This window comes from Pseudoxanthomonas sp. 68-E7, from assembly GCF_057773145.1.
The window spans coordinates 54,188-65,684 of sequence record NZ_JBYMTI010000005.1; the positions used below are offsets into that span (position 1 = coordinate 54,188).

Sequence of the window (11,497 nt, forward strand, 5' to 3'; positions counted from 1 at the left end):
TCCTGCCGGTCAGTCCGCCCTAGCGCAACTGGCTGTCCTTGCTCCCGCGCCGGTTGTACATCTGGCCCTGCTCCTGGGCCTGATCGGCCGCTTGCTGGCAGGTCACGCACAGGCGCACGCCGGGCACGGCCTTCTGGCGCGCCGGCGGAATCGGCGCGTCGCACTCCTCGCAATGGCTGAGGCTGGGGCCGGTCGGCAGGTTCCGGCGCGCACGCGCAATCGCGTCCTTCACGGTCGCGTCGATTTGATCCTGTACGGCGCCGTCGCCGGCCCATCCGGTTGCCATGGCCCTGCCCTCCTGCGGTGTCACCGGATGAGGTTACACCCGGTGCCTGGAACGATGTTCACGGAGTGAAATGGGGCCGCGACCGGTGGGCTTCAAGCATGGGCCAGCGCGTAGTCGATGGCCGCGCGCACCGCCGCCACCTGGGCGTCGTTGCACTGTTCCGGGGTCGCCTTCGGGCTGTCCGGATAGACCTCGGTGGTGGTGGTATAGCGGGCGTTGGTCACCCCGGCGCACAGGCCCAGCGGCTTGAACGCGTACTCGATGACGCCCGGCGCCACCACCGGCGAGCCGATGATTTCGCCGCTGGCGTCGGCCGGGGCGATATGGGTGACCTTCTCCACGGCGGCAATGATCGCCCGCTGGAAATCCGGCTGCGGGTTCCCGCTGTCGTCGACCAGGTAGAAACCGTCGGGAATCCCGCCCGGCTCGAACGGTTTGCCGTCGCGGGCCGCCAGCGCGGGCCGGAATTCGCTCTCGTCGGTATCGGTGGTTTCGTGCAGATCGATGTGCATCGCCACCACGTCGCGGATCGGTGCGACCAGCCGGATCAGCGCGGCCGACTCCTGCGCCGGGCTGTTGTCGCGGAAGGAGCGGTTCGGGTCGAGCGCGTCGGCATTCCAGCGATGGATGCGTTCGTAGCCCCACGGACTCACGCACGGCACCACCAGCAGGTTGGCGCGACCGGCGTAGTCCGCGGCGTGCTGTTCGAGGAATTGCAGCGCACCATGCACGCCACTGGTCTCATAGCCGTGGATGCCGCCGGTTACCAGCATGACCGGCAGCGCCGGATCCCAGTCGCGGCTGCGCACGGCCAACAGCGGGTAGCGGCCATCCGTCCCGTAGTCCAGCTCGCCGTACTGCGCCACGTCGAACCGCGCGCGCAGGCGCTCGATCACCGCCAGCACGTCGGCGGCGTAGCTGCGCTGGACGGTCTGGCGGGCGCGCCATTCGGCTTTCTCGGCGGCGCCCCAAGGCTGGCCGGGCGTGCCGATGGGATAGAAGCGGTCGGTCGTGTTCATGCGTATGCGGCGGGCGGGAGCGGAAAAGGAGCCGCACTTTAGCAGGGTCGCGCGGGCACGCGGTCCGGACGGCCGGTCGTGCGCCACGTCCACAAGTTTCTCCATTGCTGACGAACGGACGTCCGCCTTCACGCCAACTGAGCGCGGACTGGTGCAAATACGGCGCACCCCCATGCCCACCGCAATCTGGCCATGTTCCGGAGGTCCTGCCATGAAGTGCAGTTCCATTCTTTCCCTCGCCCTCGCCTGCCTGCTGCCCGCTGCTTCGGCCTCGGCGCAGGACGACAAGGCACCGCCCATGACGCCCGAGATGAAGGCGATGATGGAAGCCTTCCAGAAAGCCGGCACGCCGGGTGCCGAACACCGGAGACTGGCCGCGCTGGACGGCACCTATGACCTGACCGTGAAGAGCTGGCACAGCCCCGATGCGCCGCCGAGCACCGATACCGGCATCGCCACCCGCAAGATGATCCTCGGCGGCCGCGTCCAGGTGGAGGAAGTGAGTTCGCAGATGATGGGCCAGGCCTTCAGCGGCCAGGGCCTGCATGGCTACGACAACGTCACGGGCAAGTACTGGGCGATCTGGAACGACAGCATGAGCACTGGCCTGATGGTCAGCGAAGGCACCTGCGACGACGAGCAGACCTGCACCTACACCGGCACCTACCACGATCCGGTCAGCAAGAAACCGGTGACTTCGCGCATGGTCAGCCGCTGGCACGACAAACGTACCGAGGTGCTGGAAATGTATGCGCCCGGTCCTGATGGCAAGGAAGCCAAGATGATGGAGATTACCTACAGGAAGCAGCCATAGCCGAAGCCCGCTTCGGACAGGAGCGGATCGTGTCCGCTCCTGTCCGGGCCACGACTAGGCCTCGCGTGCCGCCGCCTCGATCTTCGCGACGTCGAGTTTGTGCATGTCGAGGAAGGACCGGGTCACCCGCGCCACCAGGGCCTCGTCGCCCGAGGTCATCAACTCGTCCAGCACCTGCGGCGAAACCTGCCAGGACAGGCCGAAGCGATCCTTGCACCAGCCGCACTGTTCGGATTCGGGCACCGACGACAGCCGTGCCCAATAGCGATCGATCTCGGCCTGGTCGCGGCAGGTCACCAGGAAGGAAATGGCTTCGTTGAACCCGAAGCCGTGCGGATAGCCGCTGTCCATTGCCGCCATCCAGGTATCGCCGAGGCGGAAGTCGGAGAACATCACCGTGCCGGCGCGATCGTTGGCGGTGTCCTCGGTGTAGCGGGCCATCTGCCCGGCTTCGGAGTCGTCGAATACCGAACGGTAGAACGTCGCCGCCTCCTCGGCCTTGCCGTACACCTCGCCGGTGAACATCAGCGCCGGTTCGATGCGTGGCCGCGACGGCGCGCCCGGCGGGCTGAGCATCAGCTGCCAGGACAGGCCGTAGCGGTCCTGGACCCAGCCGTAGCGCTCGCTGAAGGGGTACGCGTCCAGCGGCATCAGCGCCTTGCCGCCCTCGATGAGTCTGGCCCAGGCCGCATCCAGGGCCGCGCGGGCGTCGGGCTCGCGCGCCGGGTCGAAATGGACCAGGAAGGAAATCGAGGGATTGAACGTGAACACCGGGCCGGCGCTGATGGCCATGAACGGCTGACCGGCCAGCGTGAACGACACCAGGTCGCAGTCGCCGGAGGGCGTGTCGCGCAGCCGGACGAGGGAATCGATCCTTGAATCCGGGAACAGCGAACAGTAGAAATCAGCGGCCTCGCGGGCCTGGGTGTCGAACCAGAGATGCGGAGTGATGGGCTTTGCCAGGGACATGCGGATGGCTCCTGTGGATGGGTTTCTCTCTCTTTCGACGGTCCGGGATACCGGAAATCGACACCCTCCCACAGTCCGCGTAAAGCCCCCGTCCCCGCGCTGGTCCCGCTTTCCGGCCGCGCGGCCGGTCGCGCGGCCGGTCGCGCCTGCTTCATTGCGTGCCGGCCAGCAGCGTCCGGTATGCAAGAATGGCCCGCCACAGGAACCACGACGCCCATGCCTCTGCCCGCAGCACTGGATGCCGCCACGCCCGGAAGCACCGGGCCATGAACAACGACGACACCGGGCCGGCCCCCGCCTGTATCTGGGTGGATGCCGATGCCTGCCCCGCCCCGGTCAAGGAGATCCTGTTCCGCGCGGCCGAGCGCGCCCGCGTGCAGGTCACCCTGATCGCCAACCAATGGCTGCGCACGCCGCCTTCGCGCTATATCCGCGCGTTGCAGGTGCAGGGCGGCTTCGACGTGGCCGATGACGCCATCGCCGAACGCGCGCGCGCCGGGGACCTGGTGGTCACCCAGGACATACCGCTGGCCGCCCGGGTACTGGCCAATGGCGCGCAGGCCATCAATCCGCGTGGGGACCGCTACACCCGGGACAACATTGCCGAGCGGCTGTCGATGCGCAATTTCATGGACGAGTTGCGCGGCGCGGGCGTGCAGACCGGCGGGCCGGCCGCCTTCAACGCCCGTGATCGCCAGGCGTTCGCCAACCAGTTGGATCGCTGGCTGGCGAACCGGGCCTGACGCCCTGCCTTGGGACTGGCTGCATGCCCGACCTCGAACTCCGCCCCTGGCTCCATCTGCTGCTGCACGCGGCGGTACCCCTCGTGGTCGCGCGGCTGTTCTGGCCACGCGAATGGAAACGCGCCGCGCTGTGGATGCTGGCCGGCTGGCTGATCGATCTGGATCATCTGCTCGCGGACCCGATCTACGCGCCCGGCCGCTGCAGCCTGGGCTTCCATCCCCTGCACACCTGGCCGGCGATGCTGGTGTACGGCGCGCTGGTCGTGCCACGCACGACGCGCTGGTTCGGCATCGGATTGCTCATCCATATCGCGCTGGACGGGATGGACTGCCTGCTGATGTGAACCCCGCCTGCGGGGAACGAGGGCGCCAGGCGCCCTCTCCCGCCTTTTCTCAGCGCTGGTCCGCCTTGCGCGGCGCCGGTTGCGGCGCGGTCGGCGTCTGCCCGGTCGCGCCGGCGCCATGGTTGACCAGGTGCTGCGGCTTGCCCTTGAGGCGGCGCGGATCGTCACCGCGCTGGGGCGCGGCGCTGAGATCGCGCTTGGCGCACTTGCAGTAGGTCTGGCCGCCGATGTTCTGGCACTTGTAGACCTCGTCCACCGCGCACGACGCGGGCGGCGGATTGATGGGGCCGCCGGCAATCGCGGCGCCGGCCAGCAGCAGGCCGGCCAGGGAAGTGGAGCTGACGATGAACTTGCGCATGTGGGTGTCTCCTCGGTATGGGGTGATGCAGGCCACCACTGGCCTGCATATCCACTACCGGCAAACACGAGCGCCGGGCGTCATCGGATTTGAACCCTCCGGCGTCGCCCGTGGCTTTCCGTTCAGGTCACATGTTGCGGCGGTACTCTCCGCCCACGTCGTACAACGCGTGGCTGATCTGGCCCAGGCTGTGGGTCTTCACCGCCTCGACCAGGGCGACGAAGACATTGCGGCGATCCCGCGCGGCCTTCTGCAGGTAGGCCAGGCCATGGCCATCGTGCACCTCGGCGTCGGCATGCTCTTCCAGCGCGGTGGAATGGCCATGGTCGGTCTCGCCTTCCGGCGCCAGCCCGTTGCGCGAAGCCTGCCAGGCACGCACGTTGGTGATCTGCTGGCCCTTCTCTTCCTCGGTCGAGCGGATCAGCTCGATCTCGGTGGCGATCTCACCGCCGTGCTCCTTCGGCAGGAAGGTGTTGACGCCCACCAGCGGCAGGCTGCCGTCGTGCTTCTTGTGCTCGTAGTACAGCGACTCTTCCTGGATCTTGCCGCGCTGGTACATGGTGTCCATCGCGCCCAGCACGCCGCCGCGCTCGCTGATCGCCTCGAACTCCTTGTAGACGGCTTCCTCGACGATATCGGTCAGGTACTCGACCGCGAAGCTGCCCTGCCAGGGGTTTTCGTTGAAATTGAGGCCCAGTTCCTTGTTGATGATCATCTGGATCGCGACCGCCCGGCGCACGCTTTCCTCGGTCGGCGTGGTGATCGCCTCGTCGTAGGCGTTGGTATGCAGGCTGTTGCAGTTGTCGAACAGCGCGTAAAGCGCCTGCAACGTCGTACGGATGTCGTTGAACTGGATTTCCTGGGCGTGCAGCGAGCGGCCCGAGGTCTGGATGTGGTACTTCATCATCTGGCTGCGTTCGTTGGCGCCGTAGCGCTCGCGCATCGCGCGCGCCCAGATGCGGCGGGCCACCCGGCCGATCACCGTGTACTCCGGATCCATGCCGTTGCTGAAGAAGAACGACAGGTTGGGCGCGAAGTCGTCGATCCTCATCCCGCGCGCCAGGTAGTACTCCACGATGGTGAAGCCGTTGGACAGGGTGAAGGCCAGCTGCGAAATCGGGTTCGCGCCCGCTTCGGCGATGTGGTAGCCGGAGATCGACACCGAGTAGAAATTACGCACGCCGTTGTCGACGAAGTACTGCTGGATGTCGCCCATCATGCGCAGGGCGAACTCGGTGCTGAAGATGCAGGTGTTCTGCGCCTGGTCTTCCTTCAGGATGTCCGCCTGCACGGTGCCGCGCACGGTCTTCAGGGTCTCGGCCTTGATCCGCGCGTAGGTGTCGGCGTCGACCATCTGATCGCCGGTCACGCCCAGCAGGCCCAGGCCCAGGCCGTCGTTGCCGGCGGGCAGATCACCGGAATAGCGCGGGCGCTCGCGGCCGGCGAACAGCTCGTCGAGCTTCTTCTGCGCCTCGGTCCAGCGACCGGCGTCGGCCTTCAGGTATTTCTCCACCTGCTGGTCCACGGCGGTGTTCATGAACATCGCCAGGATGATCGGCGCCGGACCGTTGATGGTCATCGACACCGACGTGGTCGGCGCGCACAGGTCGAAGCCGGAATACAGCTTCTTCATGTCGTCCAGGGTGGGGACGTTGACGCCGGAATTGCCGATCTTGCCGTAGATGTCCGGGCGCGGCGCCGGGTCCTCGCCGTACAGCGTCACGCTGTCGAAGGCGGTGGACAGGCGCGCGGCCGGCTGGCCCAGGCTCAGGTAGTGGAAGCGGCGGTTGGTCCGCTCCGGGGTGCCTTCGCCGGCGAACATGCGGATCGGATCCTCGCCGGTGCGGCGGTACGGATACACGCCGCCGGTGTAGGGATAGCTGCCCGGCAGGTTCTCCTTCTGCAGGAAGGTCAGCAGCTCGCCCCAGCTGCGGTACTTCGGCGCGGCGATCTTGGGAATCTTCTGGTGGCTGAGCGACTCGCGGTAGTTCTCGATGCGAATGGTCTTGCCGCGCACCTCGTACTCGTTGACCTCCTCGGTCGCCGCCTTCAACCGCGCCGGCCACTCGCGCAGCAGCTTCAGCGCGTCGCTGGACAGCGACTGCACGGCGTCCTGGTAGCGCTGGCGCAGGATCAACAGCGAGCGATCGACCCGACCTGCCCCCTCCCCCGCCTGCGGGGGAGGGTTGGGGTGGGGACTGGTGTCATCGGGCTTGCCCCCATCCGCCCTTCGGGCACCTTCCCCCGCAGGCGGGGGAAGGAGATCTTCGGCAGCGTAGAGATCGAGGGCCTTGGGAAGGGCCGGATCGTCCAGATCACGCAGCGACTGCCAGTACGACTGCGCGCGGCTGGCGGTTTCCGCCTCGGTCTCGATACGGCGGTTGATGCCGCGGCCCTGCTCGGCGATCTCGGCCAGGTAGCGCACCCGCGCGCCGGGAATCAGCACGGTGGCGCGCGGCTCCTTCAGCGAGGTATCGATGCCCGGCGTCCACTTGTCGGCGGGCAGATGCAGTTTCTCGCGCAGCAGCCGGCACAGGTTGGCGAACATCCAGCTGATGCCCGGATCGTTGAACTGGCTGGCGATGGTCGGATACACCGGCACGTCGGCGTCCGGCGTCTGGAACGCCACCCGGTTTCGCTTCCACTGCTTGCGCACGTCGCGCAGCGCGTCCTCGGCGCCACGCTTGTCGTACTTGTTCAGCACCACCAGTTCGGCGAAGTCGAGCATGTCGATCTTCTCCAACTGGCTGGCCGCACCGTAGTCGCTGGTCATCACGTACATCGGGAAGTCGACCAGGTCGACGATTTCCGAATCGCTCTGGCCGATGCCGGCGGTCTCGACGATGATCAGGTCGAAGCCCAGCGACTTCAGGTAGGCGATGCAGTCCTTCAGTACCGCGTTGGTCGCCACGTTCTGCCGACGGGTCGCCATCGAGCGCATGTAGATGCGCTCGCTGCGCAGCGAGTTCATGCGGATGCGATCGCCCAGCAGCGCGCCGCCAGTGCGGCGGCGGGTCGGATCAACCGAGATCACCGCCATGCGGATCTGCGGGAAGCTCGACAGGAAGCGGTTCATCAACTCGTCGGTCACCGACGACTTGCCGGCACCGCCGGTGCCGGTGATGCCGATGACCGGCGCTGCGCGCCGGAGGGATTGGGGATTGGCGAATGGGGAATCGGAAGACCGGCCCACTGCCCACTGCTTGCGCAGCTTGTCCAGCTCGGCCTCCGAGAATTCTCCATCTTCGATGGCACTGAGCATCTGGCCGATCGCGGCCTCGTTCTCGGCGCCGTCGGCTTGTGCTTTCTGCGAATCCCGAATCCCGATTCCCGATTCCCGCGCGCCGGGGGCGCGCGCGACCCCAACCGCGAGCAGCACCACCAGCCCCCACTTCATGGGGCGCGCCTGCGTGGGCGGGGCGGGGGGGCGGGGGGGGCCGCCCCCCCCCCCCCCCCCCCCCCCCCCCCCCCCCCCCCCCCCCCCCCGCGACCACATCCTCGATCATCTCCACCAGCCCCATCTTCATGCCGTCGTTGGGGTGGTAGATGCGCTCGACCCCGTAGGCCTGGAGTTCGGCGATTTCCTCGGGGGTGATGGTGCCGCCGCCGCCGCCGAACACGCGGATGTGGCTGGCGCCGCGTTCCTTGAGCATGTCGACCATGTACTTGAAGTACTCGACGTGGCCGCCCTGGTAGCTGGACAGGGCGATGCCGTCGGCATCTTCCTGCAGCGCGGCGCGGACCACATCCTCGACGCTGCGGTTGTGGCCCAGGTGAATCACTTCGGCGCCCTGCCCCTGGATCAGGCGACGCATGATGTTGATCGCTGCGTCATGGCCATCGAAAAGGCTGGCCGCAGTGACGAAACGCAGCGGGGAAACATCCGCGCGTGCTGCTGGAAGCTGGGAAGCCGGTGTGCTCATTCGCGCCCTCACTCGCGTATTGCATGCATTAGAGGCGGAATTGTAGCGCGCGGCGGAGTTCCGCCCCATGACGCCCTGGGTCGAGGCACCCTACGCCGCCGTCTGGCGCGGCGGCGCATGCCGGATAGGATGCCTGTTCAGCAGAAGCCGTAAGGCAGGTTCGGCGTGGAGACGACGCGTTGTCCCACCGCGCGGCCGTCCAGGAACGACAGGCCGGCGGCGATGACGCCCGGATCGGTGAGGATCCGGTTGTGTCCCAGTCCGGTGGTGCTCAGCAGGCGCGCTTCCGGCCAGTAGCGCGCATAGCGCTCGCCCTCCGACCAGGGCACTTCGCGATCCTCCAGGTCGTGGACGATCAGCGCGGGGCTGGCGATGCGCGGCGCGTTGAGATGGGCCTGGAATCCATCCACCGCCATGCCGGTCAGCGATTCGAATTCGTCGAACAGGCGCGCCGAAAGATGGGTCGCCAGCCCGACGAAACCGCCGAAGCGCTGCGCCGCGGCGATCGGATCGGCGGCCGGCGCGATCAGGATCGCGCGCTCCGCCTTCAGTCCCCGCGCCAGCGCGATCATGGCGGCCGCGCCGCCGAGCGAATGCGCCACCAGCGCCTGCACCGTGCCGAAACGCTCGGCGAAACGATGCAGGACGTCGGCGAACATCGGCAGGGTCGCCCGGTAACCGCTGCTTCGGCCATGCGCGATCTGATCCAGCGCGACCACCGCGTAGCCGGCGCGGCGCAGCGGTTCCACCCAGGGCAGCAGTTGCAGCGCATAGCCCGACCAGCCGTGCGCCAGCAGCGCGACCGGCTGGCGCTGCGGATCGCCCCAGGCGTACCAGGTCAGCCGTTCGCGGCCATGGACGAAGGTATGCACGCTCGCGCCCCACGTGTCGCTGCGGCGCGCCTTCTCGCGTCCACCCGGCATCGGGGTGCCGAACAGGCGGAACGCGCGCTGGAGGGTGGCCTCCGGCATCAGCCAGCTGCCCACGGCGAAGGCGGAGCGCAGCGGGAGCAGACGGACATTTTTACGAACGATCGTGCTTTTTTGTGGCGGAACGACGGCGGCCATGGGGGTCTCTCCGGATCAGGCGGCGTAGGAGGCGAACAGGTGGTCGAGCGCCCGCCGGGCCAGCGCTTCGGCCTGGGCGGGGTCATACAGACGGGCGTTGTGCAGCCCTTCGGTGATCGCGAACAACTGGAACGACACCAGCACCGGATCGGTGTCGGCGGCCAGTTCGCTGTTGTCGATGCACATCTGCGCGGCCTTGGCGACGACGCCGCGCCACTCGGTCAGCCAGGCAATGACGCGGTCGCGCATCATTCCCGGGCGGGCGTCATATTCGTTGGCCGCGCCCAGGATCACGCAACCGTCGGGGTTGGCACGCACCCAGGCGAACCAGCCCTCCATGATCGCGCGCAACCGGGCCAGCCCGCGTGGCTGCCGCAGCGCCGGGACCATCACCGCCTCGCCGAAGCGGCGCGCGGTCCAGTCCAGCACGGTGATCTGCAGGTCCTCGCGGGAACCGAAGTGGGCGAACACGCCGCTCTTGGACATGCCCGCCGCCTGCGCCAGCTCACCGATGGACAGCCCCTCCAGCCCTTGTCGGCAGGCGATGGCGTAGGCCCGCTCGACGATCATCTCGCGGGTGGCGGTGCCCTTGCTGGTGGCGGCGCAGAGGTTCATAGCCGGCAAAATAGCACGGTCGTTCGCTTTTGTCAGCCCGCCCGGGAGGGCCTCGAAAACGGGATCCACTCCACAAACCGCTCCCCACCGCCCGTATGGATTAGAATGCCCGCCTGCGACGATGACGGCGAGCCGGAAACGTCGCTTTTTTGTTTTGTGAACAAGCGGTTAGCCAAAGCCACCCGGCGTAGCCAGCGGCCCCACGCCGCACGGAGCCCCAGATGATCTTCGAAACCCTCGACACGTCCGGCCATGAGCAGGTCGTCTTCTGCCACAACCCCGACGCCGGCCTGAAGGCCATCATCGCGGTCCACAGCACGGTCCTGGGTCCGGCCCTCGGTGGCGTGCGCATGCGCCCCTATGCCGACAGCCAGGCGGCGCTGACCGATGCGTTGCGGCTCAGCCGCACCATGACCTACAAGAACGCCCTCGCCGGCCTCAACGTGGGCGGCGGCAAGGCGGTGATCATCGGTGACAGCACCGTCGACAAGACCGAGGTGCTGTTCCGTTCGTTCGGCCGCTACGTCGATTCGCTGGGCGGCCGCTACATCACCGCCGAGGACGTCGGCACCGACGTCAACGACATGGAGAACGTCTACCGCGAGACCGAGTACGTGGTCGGCGTGCACCAGGTGCACGGCGGCTCCGGCGATCCCGCCCCGTTCACCGCCTACGGCGCGCTGCAGGGCCTGATGGCCACCCTCAACCGCAAGTTCGGCAACGAGGAAATCGGCAAGTACAGCTTCGCCGTGCAGGGCTTGGGCCACATCGGCATGGAGTTCGTCAAACTGCTGAAGGAACGCGGCGCCAAGCTGTTCGTCACCGATCTCAACCCCAAGCTGGTGGAGTACGCGGTGGAGGAATACGGCGCCGAGGCGGTCAAGCCGGATGAAATCTACGATCTGCCGGTCGACGTGTTCTCGCCCTGCGCCCTGGAGTACGCGGTCAACGCCGAGACCCTGCCGCGCCTGAAGGCCAAGGTCATCTGCGGCACCGCCAACAACCAGATGTCGCACGTCACCGGCGTGGAGGCCGCCAAGCGCGGCATCCTGTACGCGCCGGACTACGCGGTGAACGCGGGCGGCGTGATCAACGTGTCGCTGGAAATCGACGGCTACAACCGCGAGCGCGCGATGCGGATGATGCGCACCATCTACCACACCGTCGGCAAGATCTTCGATCTGGCCGAACGCGAGGACATCGCGCCGCAGTACGCCGCCGACCGCATCGCCGAGGCGCGCATCGCCGCCATCGGCAAGCTCAAGCTGCCGCTGGGCCGGACCGCACCACGTTTCATGGGGCATCTGCGCGGAGAGCGTTGATCGCCGACATCCACAGGCCGCAATAGGAGGGAGGACC

General features: G+C 67.5%; 11 protein-coding genes and 1 pseudogene. 4 read left to right on the forward strand and 8 right to left on the reverse strand.

Annotated elements, in window-relative coordinates; genetic code table 11:
- Window positions 1-19: 19 nt before the first annotated feature.
- Window positions 20-286, reverse strand: coding sequence for a DksA/TraR family C4-type zinc finger protein (locus AC3DE2_RS13080; RefSeq protein WP_488426571.1), 267 nt, complete (start codon window positions 284-286; stop codon window positions 20-22).
- A gap of 92 nt (window positions 287-378) precedes the next feature.
- A complete protein-coding gene (locus tag AC3DE2_RS13085) occupies window positions 379-1,305 on the reverse strand; it encodes a M14 family metallopeptidase (RefSeq protein WP_488426572.1) in 927 nt (308 codons plus the stop codon).
- A gap of 211 nt (window positions 1,306-1,516) precedes the next feature.
- Between AC3DE2_RS13085 and AC3DE2_RS13090 the strand changes: the two genes are divergently transcribed.
- A complete protein-coding gene (locus AC3DE2_RS13090) occupies window positions 1,517-2,119 on the forward strand; it encodes a DUF1579 domain-containing protein (protein ID WP_488426573.1) in 603 nt (200 codons plus the stop codon).
- A 54-nt stretch (window positions 2,120-2,173) separates the two neighbouring features.
- Here AC3DE2_RS13090 and AC3DE2_RS13095 read toward each other — a convergent pair whose 3' ends face one another.
- Window positions 2,174-3,088: a VOC family protein gene (locus AC3DE2_RS13095; protein WP_295379633.1), complete on the reverse strand. Its 915-nt coding sequence runs from the start codon at window positions 3,086-3,088 to the stop codon at window positions 2,174-2,176.
- A 266-nt stretch (window positions 3,089-3,354) separates the two neighbouring features.
- Here AC3DE2_RS13095 and AC3DE2_RS13100 point away from each other — a divergent pair, with 266 nt between their 5' ends.
- Together AC3DE2_RS13100 and AC3DE2_RS13105 are read left to right on the forward strand one after the other, a co-directional pair.
- Complete coding sequence (locus tag AC3DE2_RS13100; RefSeq protein WP_488426574.1) at window positions 3,355-3,831, forward strand: YaiI/YqxD family protein; 477 nt, start codon at window positions 3,355-3,357, stop codon at window positions 3,829-3,831.
- Window positions 3,832-3,854: 23 nt separating this feature from the next.
- A complete protein-coding gene (locus AC3DE2_RS13105) occupies window positions 3,855-4,175 on the forward strand; it encodes a DUF6122 family protein (protein ID WP_295379636.1) in 321 nt (106 codons plus the stop codon).
- 49 nt (window positions 4,176-4,224) lie between these two features.
- On the opposite strand, the gene AC3DE2_RS13110 is transcribed toward AC3DE2_RS13105, so the two are convergent.
- From AC3DE2_RS13110 to AC3DE2_RS13130, 5 genes and pseudogenes are all read right to left on the reverse strand, one after another.
- A complete protein-coding gene (locus AC3DE2_RS13110; RefSeq protein ID WP_295379637.1) occupies window positions 4,225-4,533 on the reverse strand; it encodes a hypothetical protein in 309 nt (102 codons plus the stop codon).
- 127 nt (window positions 4,534-4,660) lie between these two features.
- The gene (locus tag AC3DE2_RS13115; RefSeq protein ID WP_488426577.1) at window positions 4,661-8,029 is read right to left on the reverse strand and encodes a methylmalonyl-CoA mutase family protein; all 3,369 of its coding nucleotides are present in this window, start codon (window positions 8,027-8,029) and stop codon (window positions 4,661-4,663) included.
- Window positions 8,022-8,456: pseudogene (locus tag AC3DE2_RS13120) on the reverse strand (cobalamin B12-binding domain-containing protein); the annotation flags it as partial. The gene AC3DE2_RS13115 and the pseudogene AC3DE2_RS13120, both read right to left, overlap by 8 nt.
- A 137-nt stretch (window positions 8,457-8,593) precedes the next feature.
- On the reverse strand, window positions 8,594-9,523 hold the full coding sequence (locus tag AC3DE2_RS13125) for an alpha/beta hydrolase (RefSeq protein WP_488426579.1): 930 nt from the start codon (window positions 9,521-9,523) through the stop codon (window positions 8,594-8,596).
- A 15-nt stretch (window positions 9,524-9,538) separates the two neighbouring features.
- On the reverse strand, window positions 9,539-10,138 hold the full coding sequence (locus AC3DE2_RS13130; protein WP_488426581.1) for a TetR/AcrR family transcriptional regulator: 600 nt from the start codon (window positions 10,136-10,138) through the stop codon (window positions 9,539-9,541).
- A 221-nt stretch (window positions 10,139-10,359) separates the two neighbouring features.
- Here AC3DE2_RS13130 and AC3DE2_RS13135 point away from each other — a divergent pair, with 221 nt between their 5' ends.
- Window positions 10,360-11,460, forward strand: coding sequence for a Glu/Leu/Phe/Val dehydrogenase dimerization domain-containing protein (locus tag AC3DE2_RS13135; protein WP_295377924.1), 1,101 nt, complete (start codon window positions 10,360-10,362; stop codon window positions 11,458-11,460).
- The last annotated feature ends 37 nt before the right edge of the window (window positions 11,461-11,497 follow it).

Coding starts and splice junctions, on each gene's coding strand:
- AC3DE2_RS13080 (WP_488426571.1), bottom strand. CDS start 286: ATGGCAACCGGATGGGCCGGCGACGGCGCCGTACAGGATCAAATCGAC.
- AC3DE2_RS13085 (WP_488426572.1), bottom strand. CDS start 1,305: ATGAACACGACCGACCGCTTCTATCCCATCGGCACGCCCGGCCAGCCT.
- AC3DE2_RS13090 (WP_488426573.1), top strand. CDS start 1,517: ATGAAGTGCAGTTCCATTCTTTCCCTCGCCCTCGCCTGCCTGCTGCCC.
- AC3DE2_RS13095 (WP_295379633.1), bottom strand. CDS start 3,088: ATGTCCCTGGCAAAGCCCATCACTCCGCATCTCTGGTTCGACACCCAG.
- AC3DE2_RS13100 (WP_488426574.1), top strand. CDS start 3,355: ATGAACAACGACGACACCGGGCCGGCCCCCGCCTGTATCTGGGTGGAT.
- AC3DE2_RS13105 (WP_295379636.1), top strand. CDS start 3,855: ATGCCCGACCTCGAACTCCGCCCCTGGCTCCATCTGCTGCTGCACGCG.
- AC3DE2_RS13110 (WP_295379637.1), bottom strand. CDS start 4,533: ATGCGCAAGTTCATCGTCAGCTCCACTTCCCTGGCCGGCCTGCTGCTG.
- AC3DE2_RS13115 (WP_488426577.1), bottom strand. CDS start 8,029: ATGTGGTCGCGGGGGGGGGGGGGGGGGGGGGGGGGGGGGGGGGGGGGG.
- AC3DE2_RS13125 (WP_488426579.1), bottom strand. CDS start 9,523: ATGGCCGCCGTCGTTCCGCCACAAAAAAGCACGATCGTTCGTAAAAAT.
- AC3DE2_RS13130 (WP_488426581.1), bottom strand. CDS start 10,138: ATGAACCTCTGCGCCGCCACCAGCAAGGGCACCGCCACCCGCGAGATG.
- AC3DE2_RS13135 (WP_295377924.1), top strand. CDS start 10,360: ATGATCTTCGAAACCCTCGACACGTCCGGCCATGAGCAGGTCGTCTTC.